We start from the raw sequence: 14,969 nt of genomic DNA, 5'->3' as shown, positions 1-14,969 counted from the left end.
TGCGGGTGGATGTCATGACAGGTCCTCAGCAGCAGGGCTGGTGCGTGTCGCAGACGGAGGGCCGTGTTTCAAGCTGAAAAGTGGGATGGGCGATGTCAAAGCGCGTCCGGACGAGCTCTGCGGCGCGGGCGATGAGCAGATCCGTGCTGACGGGGTGATCGGGATCGCAGACGAGATGAACGGTCAGGGCGGTTTCGGTCGTGCTCATGGCCCAGATGTGCAGGTGATGCAGTTCGGAGACGCCATCGAGCGACAGGAGCGCGGTCTGCACGGCCTCGGGATCGATACCTGAGGGCACCGCATCAAGGGCAAGATCCAGCGAGTTCCGCAGCAGTGACCATGTGCCGATCACGATGGAGAGCGACACGATCAGGCTCATGATCGGGTCGATGATCGTGTAGCCCGTAAACGAGATCAGCAGGCCGGCGATGACGACCGAGAAGGCCATGACGGCATCGGCCGCCATATGCATGAAGGCGCCGCGGATGTTGAGGTCGCTGGATGCGCCTTTCATGAAAAGCAGGGCCGTCACGGCGTTGACGGCGATCCCGATCAGCGCGACCCAGCTGATGACCTCGCCCTGAACGCTCTGGTGCGAGAAAAGGCGCAGCACGGATTCCCAGACGATACCCCCTGTTACGAGCAACAGGATCGTGGCGTTCGCCAGAGCCGACAGGATGGTCGAGCGGCGCAGACCGTAGGTGAAGCGTGCGCTGGACGGATGGGTGGCCAGAACCTGCGCCAGCCAGGCGCCGGCGAGGCCGAGTACGTCGGAGAGGTTGTGTCCCGCATCGGCCAACAGGGACATGGAGTGGGCCCAGACGCCCCAGAGGGCCTCCCCCGCGACATAGGCCGTGTTCAGGATGATCCCGATGGCAAAGGCCGTGCCGAAACTGGCTGGGGCATGAACATGGGAATGCCCGAAGCCGAAACCATGGCTGTGTCCGTCGCAATGGTCGTGATCGTGATCATGGCCCTCATGGTCGTGCTCTGCATGATCATGCGCGTGATGCTCATGCGGGCCGGAGGTGTCATGATGAGCGTGATCGCAGGCGCCGTCGTGATGGGGATCGGGGGTCATGGAGGCCAGTGCTGTGAGAAGTAAAAAGCGATCTTACTGCATGTGAGGCGGCCATCCCATATCTATTGGCCGTCAGGAAGGCTGTGATGGCCGATATTGCGGAACGCGGCCCGGCGTGATGTCGTAGGCCCCATGAATGGCAGTGCCCCTGATCTGTCAGGAGCCTGAACACGAAGAAGGAAAAGAGACGATGGCTGAAAAGCGTATTCTCATGATCGCGGGGGATTTCGTCGAGGATTACGAAATCATGGTCCCGTTCCAGATGCTGCTTCTGGTCGGGCACAAGGTAGATGTGGTGTCGCCGGGCAAGAAGGCTGGAGAGCAGGTCGTCACGGCCATTCATGATTTCGAAGGCCACCAGACCTACACAGAAAAGCGCGGCCATAATTTCACGCTGAATGCGACCTATGCTGGTGTGACGGCCGATGCCTATGACGCGCTGGTCATTCCGGGTGGACGTGCGCCAGAACAGCTCAGTACCGATGAGAGCGTGCTTGATCTGGTTCGCGCCTTTGTCGAGAGCGGCAAGCCGGTTGCGGCTGTCTGTCATGGTCCGCAGCTTCTGGCAGCGGCGGGTGTCATCAAGGGTAAGAAGATTTCGGCCTATCCGGCCTGCCGTGCGGAAGTGCTGCTCGCGGGTGCCGAGTACCAGTCTGTTCCGATGGATGGTGCGGTGACGGACGGGCAGTTCGTGACGGGCCCGGCCTGGCCTGCACACCCGGCCTGGATCGGGCAGTTCCTCAAGGTTCTGGGCACGCAGATCACGCCGTAAGGGATTCACGCCCGGCGTTCACAACACTGTGGCGAAACGCGGCCTGAAATCGTAGAGAGGAAGCATGACGACTTCCTCTCCTTCCCCCGACCCGCAGTCCACACGACGCACCGGCAATTTTGGCCGTACGGAGCGTGCCATGGAGCGTGCGTTCTTTGCCACGCGCTGGATCGCCGCGCCTCTTTATTTCGGCCTGACGGTCGGGCTGCTGCTGGTGGCGTTCAAGTTCTTCCAGCAATTGATCGGGCTGGTGCTGAAGGCGACGGGTCTGGATTTTGACGATGTGTTCGTCGGCGTGCTGGACCTGATCGACTTGGTCCTGCTGGCCAATCTGCTGCTGATCGTCATGTTCTCGGGCTATGAGAACTTCGTCTCGCGGCTCGATATCCGCACGCATGAGGATTATCCGAGCTGGATCGGGCATGTCACGTTCGGCGACATCAAGATCAAGCTGATGGCTTCGATCGTGGCGATGTCCGCGATTCATGTGCTGGCGGATTTCATCCGTGTGGATGACACCTCGACGCGGGCTTTGGAATGGAGCGTGGGCATCCATCTCGCCTTCGTCGTCTCCGGTGTGCTGATGGCCATCATGGACCGGATCATGGAAGGCTCCCCGGATACGCATCATGCCGATCCCGCACCCCCCGTCCCGAAAACGGCAGGGGATGCGTCAGGGGACGGGCACCACTGATGATCCGTATAACCGAACTGCGCCTGCCGCTGGATCATCCGGAGGAGGCGCTGCGTGAGGCTGTTCTTGCGCGCCTGAACATTGCTTCTGAAGATCTGAAAAGCCTGACCGTGGCGCGCCGTGGGTATGATGCCCGCAAGCGCGGCCATATTGTGCTGGTCTACAACGTGGACTGCGATGTTGCGGACGAAGCGGCGGTTCTGGCTGCTCATGCGGGCGACCAGCATGTGCGCCCCAGGCCGGATACGACGTATCATCCCCCGGTCGCGACCCTGCCGGAGGGGATGCCCCGTCCTGTTGTGATCGGCGCGGGACCGTGCGGGATCATGGCAGCGCTGACGCTGGCGCAGGCTGGTCTGAAGCCCATCATCATCGAGCGTGGCAAGGACGTGAAGGCGCGGACGGTCGATACGTTTGCCCTGTGGCGCAAATCCGTCCTGACGCCCGAGAGCAACGTGCAATTCGGCGAGGGCGGGGCCGGGACGTTCTCGGATGGCAAGCTCTATTCCGGCGTTTCGGATCCGCGGCATCTGGGGCGACATGTTCTGGAAGAATTCGTGCGTGCGGGTGCGCCGGAAGAGATTCTGACCATTTCCAAGCCCCATATCGGGACGTTTCGTCTGGTCACGATGGTCATGTTCATCCGTGCCGAAATCGAGCGTCTTGGCGGCGAATACCGCTTCGAGACCCGCGTCGAGGGGTTCGACATGGAAGGCGAAGGCACGGAGCGCCGTCTGCGCGGTCTGCGTCTGTCCAATGGAGAAATGCTTCCTGCGGAACGTGTCATTCTGGCTGTCGGACACTCGGCACGCGATACATTCGAAATGCTGCGTGAGGCGCATGTGGAAATGGACGCAAAGCCGTTTTCCATCGGCGTGCGGATTGAACATCCGCAATCCGTCATTGATGTGGCTCGTTTCGGGGCCAGCGCCGGGCATGAAATGCTCGGGGCTGCGGATTACAAGCTCGTCCATCATGCGTCGAATGGCCGGGCGGTCTATTCGTTCTGCATGTGCCCGGGAGGGCAGGTCGTGGCGGCGACGTCCGAGGAAGGACAGGTCGTCACCAACGGGATGAGCCAGTATTCGCGGGCCGAGCGCAATGCCAATAGCGGCATCGTCGTTGAGGTGAAGCCCGAACTGGATTTCCCGGATGACGTTCTGGGCGGCATGGCCTTCCAGCGGCTATGGGAGAAGGCGGCGTTTGTCGCCGGTGGCAGCAATTACAACGCGCCGGCCCAGCGGGTTGGGGATTTTCTGGCGGGGCGTCCGTCCACGTCGCTGGGTACGGTTGTGCCGTCCTATCAGCCGGGCGTGACGCCGACGGATCTGACGCAGTGTCTGCCTGCGTTCGTGACGGATGCCATCCGCGAGGCTCTGCCGCAGTTCGAACGCAAGCTGCGTGGATTTTCGATGGAAGATGCGGTGATGACGGGTGTGGAGACGCGCACGTCGTCTCCCATCCGCCTGCCTCGCGATCGTGAAGGCCAGAGCCCTACGCTGCGTGGCCTGTTCCCGGCCGGCGAGGGGGCCGGTTATGCCGGCGGTATCCTGTCCGCCGGGATTGATGGCATCCGGGCGGCGGAGTGGTTGGCGGCCTCGCTTTAGGAGGCCGTCTCGTCGCCTTCCATATGTTCGCCTGGAAGTTCTTTCGGGCGGATGAGGGCGATGGCACCGGTCACGAGGCTGGTGCTTAGCACGAAAATCTCGGCAGATAGCGGCAGCGTCAGGATTGTCGGGCCGAACATGGGCACGAGCTTCTGTGCCATGCCCTGTCCGATGGAACCAAGCGCGTAACCCAGCCCCATGCCAAAACTGCGTGTGTCGGACGGAAAACGCTGCGCCAGATAATGCGGAACGAGCGCGAAGATGCCCGACGCAGCAGCCCCCATGACGAAGGCGGCAATCAGCAGCAGGTTCCAATCGGGTGCGCTCAGGAAGGGCCAGATCGTCAGCATCACGACAGCCAGCGCACTCAGCATGACGCGGACTTCTCCGAACCGCTCGGCCAGCCAGCCGCAGAACACCTTTCCGCCGAACGATCCGAGGCAGTAGAGCGTCACCGGCCAGAAGACCGCCTGCTGCGTCAGATGGTGACTGCCGCGCAGGATCGTCGGGTAATAGGTGTAGATCGCGGCTTTCTGGAACTCGAGAAAGCTCATGAAGGCGATGGCCTGAAGGGCCGCGCCTGTCAGACGGAATTTCGGGCGCAGTTCGGGAGGCGCGTGCTCCTTGCGTCCCCGTGTCAGCCGGGCTTCGCGGTTGCGGAGCCAGACCGGGCTCTCCGGCACGCCAATCCGGACGAACAGCGCCAGCAGCGCCGGCGCCAGACCGATGAAGAACAGCACGCGCCATCCATAATGTGGCAGAACCAGTGCCTGCACGCCGGCCGCGACAAAATAGCCGACTTCATAGCCGGACATCATGAGGGCGGAGGCCATCGGCCGGGTCCAGGCCGGCACGCTTTCCATCAGAAGCGCGGCCGAGGCCGTCCATTCGCCCCCAAAGCCGATTCCGAACATGAACTGCACGGCCATGAGCACATAAAAGTGATGGGAGAGCCCTGTCATGGCGGAAAAAACCGCGAACCAGACCACGCCGAGCATGAAGGCGGGCTTGCGTCCATAGCGATCGGCCAGCCATCCCCAGCCGGTATTGCCGACGGCGCGACCGATGGACTGCCCCATCAGGACAGCCCCCAGATCAGCGATCGTGCATCCGAAATCATGGGCGATGTCGGGGAGCGTGAACATGAGCGTCGTCTGGTCGAAGGCGTCCAGAAACCAGCCAAGAAAAGACGCAAAAGTGACCTGCCAGTAAGGCAGGAGCGCACGCAGGGAGCCTTGGGAAGAGGGTATTACGGCGGAGCGGGTGGTGGCATCCGTCATGCAGAATGGTCCTGTCCCGGTCGCGGAGAAAACCCGCGCCGAAGGGGTGTCACAGGCCCGGAAGAAGGTCCGGGCGGGAAACCGTAACAGCTTTGTCCGGATTGATCGAACGAAGAGTTTGGAAGGGAAGCGCGGAATAGGGTGGATGGGTATGAGTGGCGTTTCCCGTTCAAATCACTCCAGAAAAACCTGCATCATTAAGGAAAAATTAGGCTCTTGAGCGCCATTGTCCCGGACATGAAGAACGGAGGTGTCCGCATTGGATGATCTAGGACAGGGAGCGACTTCGATGCCGGCAGCCCCTCGAGATATGCATGCCGGCCGGACAGTCATGCCAAAGGGGCTGTCCGACCTGCCGGAAGGCAGGGCCGGCGGTGTCACACCCATAACGGCGTCCAGCGCAGGGATGTTTGCTACGACATTGCGGAGTCGAAGGGCACGACAGAAGAGCGCGCTGCCACCACTGCGATGGCTGCCGCGTTTTGTGCTGGGGCGCGGCGGTGCAGACAAGGTGATCGGGGCGCAGGTGGACATGAGCCAGCTCTGGCTCTCGGTTCCGCGCCGGACGCTTCGTAAGAGCCGACGCAAGAGTCTGGGCCAGCAGCAGCGTGAATTTGATTCGGATCTGCTGGGGAATGCCTGTTCGCAGGCCGCGACCTGGCCGGACGGTATGCGTCTGATGGTCTCGCTGGAAGATGATCAGGCGCCGGACGGTGATTTCAACGGTCGCCTGAATGCTGTCCTTCAGAGCAGTGGCTTTCCGGTCAGCCGGCTTGACCTTGTTTTTCATGAAAGTGGTCTGGCGCAGGACGACAAGGAGACCTGTTACACGCTCTCTGCGCTGCGCGATCAGGGATGTCAGATTTTTCTTGGAGGGTTTGGCAGCGCACCGTCCAGTCTGAGTCTGCTGCGCGAGCGTGCCATGGGAGGATTGCTGGACGGGGTTCAGTTCGATGCGTCCATGCTCGCGCCTTCAAGCATGTCATGGCAGCAGTCAGGTGATGCCCCACTGCTGGATGAAGGCGCCATGCTGTTCTACCGGGCGGCTCTTGAGGCGGTTAAAGCGCTGGGGCTCAAGGTCCGGGGAGTAGGGGTGGATCTCCCGGAGCTTTTTTCCTTTGTCCAGAAGGTCGGGTGTGTGGAGGCATCGGGTACGATTCTTGCCGCACCGGAAACGACGGCCCAGATCACGGAGCGTTTCGAGGAAACCGCAGGACGCCCGCGTCGCAGGCGCATGGCGAGAACGGCGGAAGGCCTCTAGGGCTGCGCCGTTCTCGCTGGGACAGGAATGGCCCCTTCATCCGGAGCAGCAGGACACCGTTCAGTTGATCCTGCACTGATAACTGAAGAGGCGTTCCGGATTTTCCCGCAGCATGGAAGCCAGCATCGGCAAGACTTCGGTGAGTGCCGTTTCCACCGCTTCGGGCGACTGACCGGTTTGGTCGCAGATACGGTTCAGCCTTCCTTCTCCCATAAGATCCTCGACCTGTTCCGGTGAGAGCGGCGTGGAAGGGGGAGTGCGGATTTCGCTGATCGTTGTGGCGAACTGGCAGTCTTCTTTCATCATCTTGATGGTGACTTCCGTCAGGCCGGAGCGATCCGTACTTGCGCCGCTCAGCCAGTCACCGAAGCGGGTAAAAACGGATGTTGCAGCCTGGGCTTCGGTCTGGCCTTTGCCGGGTACCGGAGACTTGGTCGTGAATGTGTTCTGAACGGTCATTGTCAGGCTCCTTCGTTTCAGGAGAAAACGGGCCTTTGCCGGGCTGGTGGCCCTGCATTCAGAACGTCTCGTCCTGCACAAAGCTGCCGGAATGCCCCAACACCTTTCCGTGTTGTCTGTCACGGCATTCCGGCATGTTGTCACAATCCTGACCCCGGCCCGCGTCAGCGGAGCGCGGCGCTTTCCACGAGCACGATTTCCGCATCTTCAAGGGCGGTCAGCGTGATGCTCTCCACGTCATGAAGCGCCGCGCCGTCCCTGTGTCCGACAGTCCGTCCGTCGATTTCCACGCTGCCCGTGGCTGGAACGAGATAGGAGAACATGCTGCGGTCCGTCTCGTAGGTCAGCGTTTCTCCGGCCTTGAGAGTGGCCCCCAGAACGCGGCCGCGGGTGCGGATGGGCAGGGCGTTGTCTTCGGGGAAACCCGAAGCGAGAGGGACGAAGCGGCCATTGCGCTCATGCCGCGGGAATGGGCGTGTACCCCAGGAGGGCGTGCCTCCCGTTTCGTCGGGAATCAGCCAGATCTGGAAGAGCGTCGTGGCCTCATCGTCCCGGTTGAATTCGGAATGGATGATGCCGCTGCCTGCGGACATGACCTGCACATCGCCCGCTTCGGTCCGGCCACGATTGCCGAGACTGTCCTCATGCGTGATGGCGCCGGTCCGGACATAGGTGATGATCTCCATGTCGCGGTGGGGGTGTGCGCCGAAGCCGTTATGAGGCGCGATGCGATCGTCGTTCCAGACGCGCAGGCGTCCCCAGTGCATGCGGTTGCGGTCGTGATAGTCCGAAAAGGAGAAATGATAACGGGCGTCGAGCCAGCCGTGATCGGCATGGCCGAGAGAGGCGAAAGGTCTGATGTCCAGCATGGGATCATGCTCCTGGGTTGATGTCTTGCCACAGAGAATGGGGTATGGAGTCCATGAAGAAAATGGAAAGGATGGAAATGTGAAGTTTCCAGAAACGGCATGACCGGTCTGCCTGACCTGGAGGGCTGGGCCGTGTTTGCGCGGGTCGCGGAAAGCGGGTCCTTCGCCGCTGCGGCGCGCTCCCTCGGACTTTCTGCGCCCACCGTCTCCAAGATCATGGCACGTCTGGAGCATCGGCTCGGAACGACGCTCTTCCAGCGGAGCGCGCGTCATCTGTCGCTGACGGCTGAAGGGGCCGAGTGCCTTGAGCGGGCCCGCCGGATACTGTCCGAAGGGGAAGGTCTGGAAACCGAACTGCGTGAAGGTGTCGCTGCCCCCCGGGGCATGATCAGGCTGGCGGTGCCAATGACGTTCGGGCGGGAGGTTCTCGGGCCGGTCCTGCCCGGATTTCTGGAGCGCTATCCCGAGATCACGCTGGAGATGGATCTGGATGACGGGGTCGTGGACCTGCTCGGTGGCCGGTTCGAGGCGGCGATCCGGATCACGTCGGGACTGCTGCGTCCGGCGGTCTCGGGGCAGGCGTTCCTGTTGTGCCGCTCCGTAACGCGGCTTGTGTGCTCAGAGCGGTTTCGCAGGGACCTGCCGGATGTGGCAGTCCCCGAGGATCTGGCAGGCCGGCCGGGGCTTCTTTACGCCAATGCGGCCGTTCCGGATTTTCTGCGCCTGAAGCACGCGGATGGGCGCCAGGCCTCTGTCAGGCTGAAGGGGCGTGTGAGCGCCAATAGTGGGGACATGCTTCTGCCGGCCATTCGGGCGGGGCTGGGGATCGCGCTTCTGCCCGATTTCATGCTGAAACCGGATCTGAGGGAGGGCCGGGTTGTGGAGGTGCTTCCCGGGTGGACGGGCAATGACCTTTCCGTCTGGTTCATTGTCCCCGGATGCGGGGTGACGCGCGCACGGATGTCGGCGCGACTGCGGGTTCTGCTGGCTTATCTGGAGAGAGTGCTTGGCGAGATCGTGTCACAGGATTACAGTGCCGGGCAGGAGAAAACGCGATGAACTATGATGCGATGTTTCAGTCCGCCCTTGACGGTCTGCATGCGGATGGCAGCTACCGTTATTTTGCGGATCTGGAACGCCGGGCCGGTAATTTCCCCAAGGCTTTCCATCATGGCCTGGGCCGTGATGTTACGGTCTGGTGCTCGAATGACTATCTCGGCATGGGGCAGCACCCTGAAGTCCTGACGGCCATGCATACGGCACTCGACGAAACGGGTGCCGGGGCAGGCGGAACCCGCAATATCTCGGGCACCAACCACTATCATGTGGAACTGGAGAAGGAACTCGCTTCCCTGCATGGCAAGGAAAGCGCGCTGCTTTTCAACTCCGGTTACCTGTCGAACTGGGTGACGCTGGGAACCATTGCCGGACGTCTGCGCAACTGTGTGGTGCTGTCCGACGAGCTCAATCATGCCTCCATGATCGAGGGCATCCGTCACTCACGGGCGGAAAAGCAGATCTTCCGTCATAACGATGTCGAGGATCTGGAGCGCCGTCTGAAGGAGCTTCCTGCGGACGTTCCGAAGATCATCGCTTTCGAGTCCGTCTATTCGATGGACGGCGACATCGCTCCGATCGAGGCGTTCTGTGATCTGGCCGACAAATACGGCGCCATGACCTATCTCGACGAGGTTCATGCGGTTGGCATGTATGGCGATCATGGTGCGGGCGTGGCTGAAAAGCTGGGTCTGTCCCATCGTCTGACGGTGATCGAAGGGACGCTGGGCAAGGGGTATGGCGTTGTGGGCGGTTATATCGCTGCTTCTGCCGCGCTTTGCGACTTCGTCCGCTCCTTCGGCTCCGGGTTCATCTTTTCAACCGCCCTGCCGCCGATGATCGCGGCAGGCGCTCTCGCCAGCGTGCGTTACCTGCGCAGCAGCAGCGCAGAGCGGGAAGGCCAGCAGCGCGCGGTGGCCTATCTGCGTCAGGCGCTCGACAAGGCCGGCATTCCGCATGTCATGAACCCGAGCCATATCGTTCCGGTCATGGTGGGCGAGGCCGAACTGTGCCGCAGTCTGTCGGATGAACTGCTGAACCGCTTTGGCAACTACATCCAGCCGATCAACTTCCCGACTGTCCCGCGTGGCACGGAGCGTCTGCGCATCACGCCGACGCCGCTGCATACGAATGAGATGATCGACGAACTGGTCGAGGCGCTGGCGACATTGTGGCAGGAGCGTCAGCTCAAGACGTCCAAATCCGTCGCAGCCTGAAAACGGGAGGGAGTTCGCCGGACGGACCCCCTCGTTTATTCATGGTCACCTCATGAAAAAGGCAGACTCTTTCGGGGTCTGCCTTTTTTGTGTCAGGTCCTCTGACGATGCTGTTCAGGCAGCAGCCTGGGCCTGTGTCTGAACAGCGTGGGCGATGATCCGGAGGCTGAGAATGCCGCCGGACGTCTTCAGCAGCGGGCCCAGTTCCAGACGGGCGTTGCCACCGGTCCAGCGGGCCTCGGTGCTTTCGATGCTCCACCAGCCATCGGCATACGGGTCCGAAAGATGGCTCGAGAGGCGGTGCGTGCGCTCGCCGCTCCAGATGGTGGCTTCGCCCACAAGCGCGCCGAGCGTACGGCGGTCATCGACGAAAGGTCCGATCTGGTCAGCCGGGCGAGCTGCCTGGCTGATGATGCGGACGCTCTGGCAGCCTTCGGGAAGCATGAAGACAAACTGCTCGCCGCGGATCCGGATGGGATACAGAACCGTTCCGTCTTCCAGAACGAGATGGGTCTCGTTCGTGGCGTCTGGCACCGGAGCAGCCTGCGGAGGGACATAACCCAGTGTTTCCGCGCGCAGGGCAATCGCTGCGAACAGGGGTTCCACATGGGCGCGGTCCGTGACCAGCGGCACGGCGGCGTCCTTTTCCCAGCTCAGGGCGTGCAGACGGGTTACGCTGCTGCCCTGCATCAGGGCGTCGGGGCGGTGCCCGGCGTCAAGGAAGCTCTCCGACAGGGCGCCATTCGCCACCAGAACCGAGTGCCGTGCGGTTTCCACATGATAATAGTCGTATTCCGTGATGGAGCGGTCGTAGACAATGGTCATGCCATTGACGAGCATCCGCACCGGAATGAAGCTGTTTTCGAGCATCATGCAGTGTTCGGGCGTGACCAGCAGATCCCGGCTGGGGATACCGTCAGCCAGTGCTCCGGCGCGCACGCGCACGGGAATGGCGTTCACGTCCGCATGGCGGGTGGTGCCGGTCGTTGCATGGGCGTGGCCGACGCGCAGGATCGTTTCCGTGCGGGTGACGCCGTTTTCGTAAACCGTGACCTGATCGCCGGCTTCAAGGGTCTCGATGGCGCGTTCGCCTTCGGGAGTCAGGATCATGGTTCCGGCCAGATAGCAGATCTGTCCGTTATAGCCTGTCGCACCGCTGAGGACGCTCCAGCTTCCGTCATTATTCTGTACGATCGTCGGTGTGCCCGGGCCGGAATGCGGACCGAATGCGACGCTCGTAAGCGTGATGGCATTACCATACTGATCGAAGGCGATCGTCAGCGTATAGGTTCCGTTGCCATTGTCCGTGAACGTGGCGCTTGTCGGAGGAGCGTTGCCGCTTCCGATGGTAATGACGGAGGCCGCATCGTAACCCGTGATTGGTGTGTTTATCGTCTGGTTGTAGTCAGCGAAGACGAGCTGGCTGGCCGTGCCATCCACTGCGTCACGACCAAAGACGATCTTGCCGCCTGCGCTCGCGTTGTTGACGTAGAGCGTCGCGCCGTTCTGAAGGACCGTCGTCAGGGACGACCCCATCTGGAACTGGGCGTTCGAGCTGCCGATTGTCGTTCCGTCGAGGATCAGGGTGCCGGTGCCGCTGATGCTTTTGCTGTTGATCGAGACAGTCGGATTGCCGCTGATCTGCAGGGTGCCGTCTACGGTCGGATTGTTGCCCAGATTAACCGTGCTGGATGTGGCGATGTCCAGCGTTCCGCCCTGTGCGACCGTGAGGCTGTTGACGTTGAAGACTGTGGCGCTGGCATCCGAAGAGGTCGCCGTGACATCAAGCGTCGCGTTGGCGGCAACAGTGACCTTCTGGAGCGTTGTTGCACTTGCCGTCGCAAAGTCGATGGTGACGGCGCTGCCATCAGACTTGCCTGCCAGAACCTCAATCCAGGCCTTGTCCTGTGGGACGTTGCCATCGTTCCAGTTTGTTGCGGCGAACCAGTTTCCGGTTGCGCCACCGATCCAGTAATTTGTCATCTTGTAAGGTCCTGATGAGGTCAGGAGCCGTTCCACCCCAGAGGGAGGAATTCCGTGACCTGACTTGTGACGCGTTGTCTCATCCGGAGAGTTAATTATTAGCTAATCCAAGCGCAAGATCATTCTGGTTTTAAAAATGAAAACATAAATGACAAATTATTAAACCAATAAATTTCAATTACTTGAAGGAAAGGTGCGCCGTGTCTGCTGCCGTATGATTCGGTCTGGAAACAGCTTCTTTTTCTCGGGAAACATGGGGCGTTACGGCAGGAAAAGATGGGAAGCGGGTTGTCTGTCAGCAGTCTTCCGCTCATCATGCGGCGATGGCATCACAGGAAAAATCGGCTCCCTTCAGAAAGAACCGGAAAGCCACGAAGCTTTCGCAGCGGCTGGGGGTCTGTGGCGCATCCTGTGTGCTTGATGTCATGATCAATGACCGGACGGCTCTGGTCCGTGACAGCGCCGTGTTCATTGGGCTTCTGGAAAAGATCTGGAAAGTGCGCGACATCGATGCTGCGCTGGTCTGGGAAGAGATTGACGAGCGCATCCGTCTGGCGGACGAGTTGCGTGCCAGCGGTATCCGTCCCTACAAGGGAGGTCGTTTCCGTTCGACGAAGCTGCCGTGACATGCCGCCCCTGCCAGACCTGTCCCATATCAGTCCCGATGATCTGACCCGTCTCGACATTGTGGCCCTTATCATCATGGCGCTTTCGGCGCTGTGGGGGCTGACGCGCGGTTTTGCGACCGAACTGGCCGGATTGCTGGCCTGGGTCGGAGCGATTGTCCTGACCTATCGTTTCCACGGGCTGCTCGAACCCTATCTTGAGCCCTACCTGCATCAGAGCGCGCTGGCGGGCAGTGCGAGTACGGCAATCCTGTTCGTGGTCGTGCTTCTGGTCTTCACGATGCTGGGCGCAAGGGTTGGGACGGCGGCGCGGGGTCTCCTCTTTGGAGGAGTGGACCGGATTCTGGGCGCCGTATTCGGTGTGGCGCGGGGTTATGTGGCCCTGATCGTGCTTTATCTGCTGGCGGGCTCTTTTTTCGGCTCCTGGATGACCTATGTGATGCAGGGAAGCCTCATTGGCCCTTACATTGCCGCTGGAGCGACCCATCTGACAGGTTATCTGCCTCATTTCCTGCAACCGCATCTTGCGTCTCCCGTCACAAGCGGCCATGAGGCGTCCTTGTGAAACCAGTCTGGAAAGGCCGCGCCGCATGACCCAGTCCGACAGTCTCAACCGCCCGTATGAAGAATGCGGAGTTTTTGGCGTCTGGGGTGTGCCTGATGCGGCGGCCCTGACGGCGCTGGGACTGCATGCGCTGCAGCATCGCGGGCAGGAAGCCGCCGGTATCGTCAGTTTCGATGGCGAACGGTTCCACCAGCACAAGGGTCTGGGGCTTGTCGGTGATGTGTTCGGGGACAGCCGCGTCATGGCGACACTGCCTGGCACGGTCGCCATTGGCCACAACCGTTATGCCACGACGGGCGGCACGCATGTCCGCAACGTGCAGCCGCTTTATGCCGATTACGAATTCGGTGGTCTGGCCGTGGCGCATAACGGCAACCTGACCAATTCCGCGACGCTCAAGCAGGCGCTGGTCAAGCGCGGATGCATCTTCCATTCTTCGACGGATACGGAAGTCTTCATCCATCTGATCGCAATCTCGCTGTACACGACCGTGCTCGATCGTTTCATCGATGCGGTCAAGCAGGTGAAGGGGGCGTACTCCCTCATCACGCTGACGCCGGATGACGGGCTGATCGGTATGCGGGACCCGCTGGGTGTGCGTCCGCTCGTTCTTGGCCGGATGCCGGGCTATGAGAAGGGCAATGGCGGCTGGGTTCTGGCGAGCGAGACCTGTGCGCTGGACATTATCGGGGCGGATTATGTCCGGGACATCGAGCCCGGCGAGATTGTCGTCATCAATAATGACGGACTGCGGTCCCTGCGGCCATTCGGAGATCAGGGGGGCCGGTTCTGCGTGTTTGAATACATTTATTTCGCGCGGCCTGATTCCGTCCTCGAAGGCCAGCCTGTTTATGAAGCGCGTCGTCAGATTGGCTGCGAACTGGCGCGGGAAAGCGCGGTCGAGGCGGATGTCGTCGTGCCGGTGCCGGATTCCGGTGTGCCGTCTGCGATCGGCTATGCGGCGGAGAGTGGTATTCCGTTCGAGCTCGGCATTATCCGCAACCACTATGTCGGCCGGACCTTCATTGAGCCGACGGATCAGATCCGCAATCTCGGGGTGAAGATGAAGCACTCCGCCAACCGGCCGGTTCTGGCAGGCAGGCGCGTCATTCTGGTGGATGATTCGATCGTTCGTGGCACGACGTCGCGCAAGATCGTGGATATGGTCCGTGCGGCCGGTGCGACGGAAGTGCATATGCGCATCACGTCCCCGCCGACGAAACATGCCTGTTTTTACGGGATCGACACGCCGGAAGAGAGCAAGCTGATGGCGGCGACGCATACGCTTGAGGAAATGGCGCAGGCGATCGGCGTGGACAGTCTGGCTTTTGTCACCTTTGACGGGCTCTATCGCGCGCTGGGTCATGCGAACCGGGCCGAGGGCGCGCGCCGTTATTGCGATGCCTGTTTCACCGGCGATTATCCGATCGAATTGGTGGACAAGGAAGGCAATCTTGTCGCCTGAAGCCGCTCTCTTTTCGGAATATGAAAAAAGGCGC

14 protein-coding genes are annotated in these 14,969 nt (G+C 61.1%); 9 read left to right on the top strand and 5 right to left on the bottom strand.

Annotation, left to right across the window (positions count from 1 at the left end; all coding sequences use genetic code 11):
* Positions 1 to 25 precede the first annotated feature (25 nt).
* Positions 26 to 1,081, bottom strand: coding sequence for a cation diffusion facilitator family transporter (locus ABF859_RS09160; protein WP_415527455.1), 1,056 nt, complete (start codon positions 1,079 to 1,081; stop codon positions 26 to 28).
* A 190-nt stretch (positions 1,082 to 1,271) separates the two neighbouring features.
* On the opposite strand from ABF859_RS09160, the gene ABF859_RS09155 reads away from it, so the two are divergent.
* From ABF859_RS09155 to ABF859_RS09145, 3 genes are all read left to right on the top strand, one after another.
* Complete coding sequence (locus ABF859_RS09155) at positions 1,272 to 1,853, top strand: DJ-1/PfpI family protein (protein ID WP_024717190.1); 582 nt, start codon at positions 1,272 to 1,274, stop codon at positions 1,851 to 1,853.
* 64 nt (positions 1,854 to 1,917) lie between these two features.
* Positions 1,918 to 2,547: a TIGR00645 family protein gene (locus ABF859_RS09150; protein ID WP_415527454.1), complete on the top strand. Its 630-nt coding sequence runs from the start codon at positions 1,918 to 1,920 to the stop codon at positions 2,545 to 2,547.
* Positions 2,547 to 4,154, top strand: coding sequence for an FAD-dependent protein (locus ABF859_RS09145; RefSeq protein WP_415527453.1), 1,608 nt, complete (start codon positions 2,547 to 2,549; stop codon positions 4,152 to 4,154). The genes ABF859_RS09150 and ABF859_RS09145 overlap by 1 nt, the downstream gene beginning before the upstream one ends.
* Here ABF859_RS09145 and ABF859_RS09140 read toward each other — a convergent pair.
* Positions 4,151 to 5,434 (bottom strand): MFS transporter, encoded by a 1,284-nt coding sequence (locus ABF859_RS09140; RefSeq protein WP_415527452.1) that lies wholly within the window; start codon positions 5,432 to 5,434, stop codon positions 4,151 to 4,153. The genes ABF859_RS09145 and ABF859_RS09140 overlap by 4 nt on opposite strands.
* A 331-nt stretch (positions 5,435 to 5,765) precedes the next feature.
* Here ABF859_RS09140 and ABF859_RS09135 point away from each other — a divergent pair, with 331 nt between their 5' ends.
* Positions 5,766 to 6,695: an EAL domain-containing protein gene (locus ABF859_RS09135; protein ID WP_415527451.1), complete on the top strand. Its 930-nt coding sequence runs from the start codon at positions 5,766 to 5,768 to the stop codon at positions 6,693 to 6,695.
* A 60-nt stretch (positions 6,696 to 6,755) separates the two neighbouring features.
* Here the strand turns inward: ABF859_RS09135 and ABF859_RS09130 are convergent, their stop codons facing one another.
* Together ABF859_RS09130 and ABF859_RS09125 are read right to left on the bottom strand one after the other, a co-directional pair.
* A complete protein-coding gene (locus ABF859_RS09130; protein ID WP_415527450.1) occupies positions 6,756 to 7,154 on the bottom strand; it encodes a YidB family protein in 399 nt (132 codons plus the stop codon).
* A 164-nt stretch (positions 7,155 to 7,318) separates the two neighbouring features.
* Positions 7,319 to 8,023 (bottom strand): pirin family protein, encoded by a 705-nt coding sequence (locus ABF859_RS09125; protein WP_415527449.1) that lies wholly within the window; start codon positions 8,021 to 8,023, stop codon positions 7,319 to 7,321.
* 99 nt (positions 8,024 to 8,122) lie between these two features.
* Here ABF859_RS09125 and ABF859_RS09120 point away from each other — a divergent pair, with 99 nt between their 5' ends.
* Both ABF859_RS09120 and hemA read left to right on the top strand, forming a co-directional pair.
* Positions 8,123 to 9,082: a LysR substrate-binding domain-containing protein gene (locus tag ABF859_RS09120; protein WP_415527448.1), complete on the top strand. Its 960-nt coding sequence runs from the start codon at positions 8,123 to 8,125 to the stop codon at positions 9,080 to 9,082.
* Positions 9,079 to 10,296, top strand: coding sequence for a 5-aminolevulinate synthase (gene hemA, locus ABF859_RS09115; RefSeq protein WP_415527447.1), 1,218 nt, complete (start codon positions 9,079 to 9,081; stop codon positions 10,294 to 10,296). The genes ABF859_RS09120 and hemA overlap by 4 nt, the downstream gene beginning before the upstream one ends.
* Positions 10,297 to 10,410: 114 nt before the next feature.
* Here hemA and ABF859_RS09110 read toward each other — a convergent pair whose 3' ends face one another.
* Positions 10,411 to 12,279, bottom strand: a complete 1,869-nt coding sequence (locus tag ABF859_RS09110; protein WP_415527446.1) for a Hint domain-containing protein — start codon at positions 12,277 to 12,279, stop codon at positions 10,411 to 10,413.
* A 323-nt stretch (positions 12,280 to 12,602) separates the two neighbouring features.
* On the opposite strand from ABF859_RS09110, the gene ABF859_RS09105 reads away from it, so the two are divergent.
* From ABF859_RS09105 to purF, 3 genes are read left to right on the top strand one after another with little or no spacing between them, the layout of a single operon-like run.
* The gene (locus tag ABF859_RS09105) at positions 12,603 to 12,905 is read left to right on the top strand and encodes a hypothetical protein (protein ID WP_415527445.1); all 303 of its coding nucleotides are present in this window, start codon (positions 12,603 to 12,605) and stop codon (positions 12,903 to 12,905) included.
* A 1-nt stretch (position 12,906) separates the two neighbouring features.
* On the top strand, positions 12,907 to 13,470 hold the full coding sequence (locus ABF859_RS09100) for a CvpA family protein (RefSeq protein WP_415527444.1): 564 nt from the start codon (positions 12,907 to 12,909) through the stop codon (positions 13,468 to 13,470).
* A 25-nt stretch (positions 13,471 to 13,495) separates the two neighbouring features.
* A complete protein-coding gene (purF, locus tag ABF859_RS09095; protein WP_415527443.1) occupies positions 13,496 to 14,935 on the top strand; it encodes an amidophosphoribosyltransferase in 1,440 nt (479 codons plus the stop codon).
* Positions 14,936 to 14,969: the final 34 nt, after the last annotated feature.

Origin of the sequence: Gluconobacter sp., assembly GCF_047722525.1 — a bacterium.
Lineage (GTDB): Bacteria > Pseudomonadota > Alphaproteobacteria > Acetobacterales > Acetobacteraceae > Gluconobacter.
Note: the sequence above shows the minus strand (reverse complement) of the source record. Positions and strands in the feature narration are given on the sequence as shown.

Bases quoted from the DNA above. Each gene is read 5' to 3' on its own strand.
- ABF859_RS09160 (WP_415527455.1), bottom strand. From the start codon at position 1,081: ATGACCCCCGATCCCCATCACGACGGCGCCTGCGATCACGCTCATCAT.
- ABF859_RS09155 (WP_024717190.1), top strand. From the start codon at position 1,272: ATGGCTGAAAAGCGTATTCTCATGATCGCGGGGGATTTCGTCGAGGAT.
- ABF859_RS09150 (WP_415527454.1), top strand. From the start codon at position 1,918: ATGACGACTTCCTCTCCTTCCCCCGACCCGCAGTCCACACGACGCACC.
- ABF859_RS09145 (WP_415527453.1), top strand. From the start codon at position 2,547: ATGATCCGTATAACCGAACTGCGCCTGCCGCTGGATCATCCGGAGGAG.
- ABF859_RS09140 (WP_415527452.1), bottom strand. From the start codon at position 5,434: ATGACGGATGCCACCACCCGCTCCGCCGTAATACCCTCTTCCCAAGGC.
- ABF859_RS09135 (WP_415527451.1), top strand. From the start codon at position 5,766: ATGCCAAAGGGGCTGTCCGACCTGCCGGAAGGCAGGGCCGGCGGTGTC.
- ABF859_RS09130 (WP_415527450.1), bottom strand. From the start codon at position 7,154: ATGACCGTTCAGAACACATTCACGACCAAGTCTCCGGTACCCGGCAAA.
- ABF859_RS09125 (WP_415527449.1), bottom strand. From the start codon at position 8,023: ATGCTGGACATCAGACCTTTCGCCTCTCTCGGCCATGCCGATCACGGC.
- ABF859_RS09120 (WP_415527448.1), top strand. From the start codon at position 8,123: ATGACCGGTCTGCCTGACCTGGAGGGCTGGGCCGTGTTTGCGCGGGTC.
- hemA (WP_415527447.1), top strand. From the start codon at position 9,079: ATGAACTATGATGCGATGTTTCAGTCCGCCCTTGACGGTCTGCATGCG.
- ABF859_RS09110 (WP_415527446.1), bottom strand. From the start codon at position 12,279: ATGACAAATTACTGGATCGGTGGCGCAACCGGAAACTGGTTCGCCGCA.
- ABF859_RS09105 (WP_415527445.1), top strand. From the start codon at position 12,603: ATGGCATCACAGGAAAAATCGGCTCCCTTCAGAAAGAACCGGAAAGCC.
- ABF859_RS09100 (WP_415527444.1), top strand. From the start codon at position 12,907: ATGCCGCCCCTGCCAGACCTGTCCCATATCAGTCCCGATGATCTGACC.
- purF (WP_415527443.1), top strand. From the start codon at position 13,496: ATGACCCAGTCCGACAGTCTCAACCGCCCGTATGAAGAATGCGGAGTT.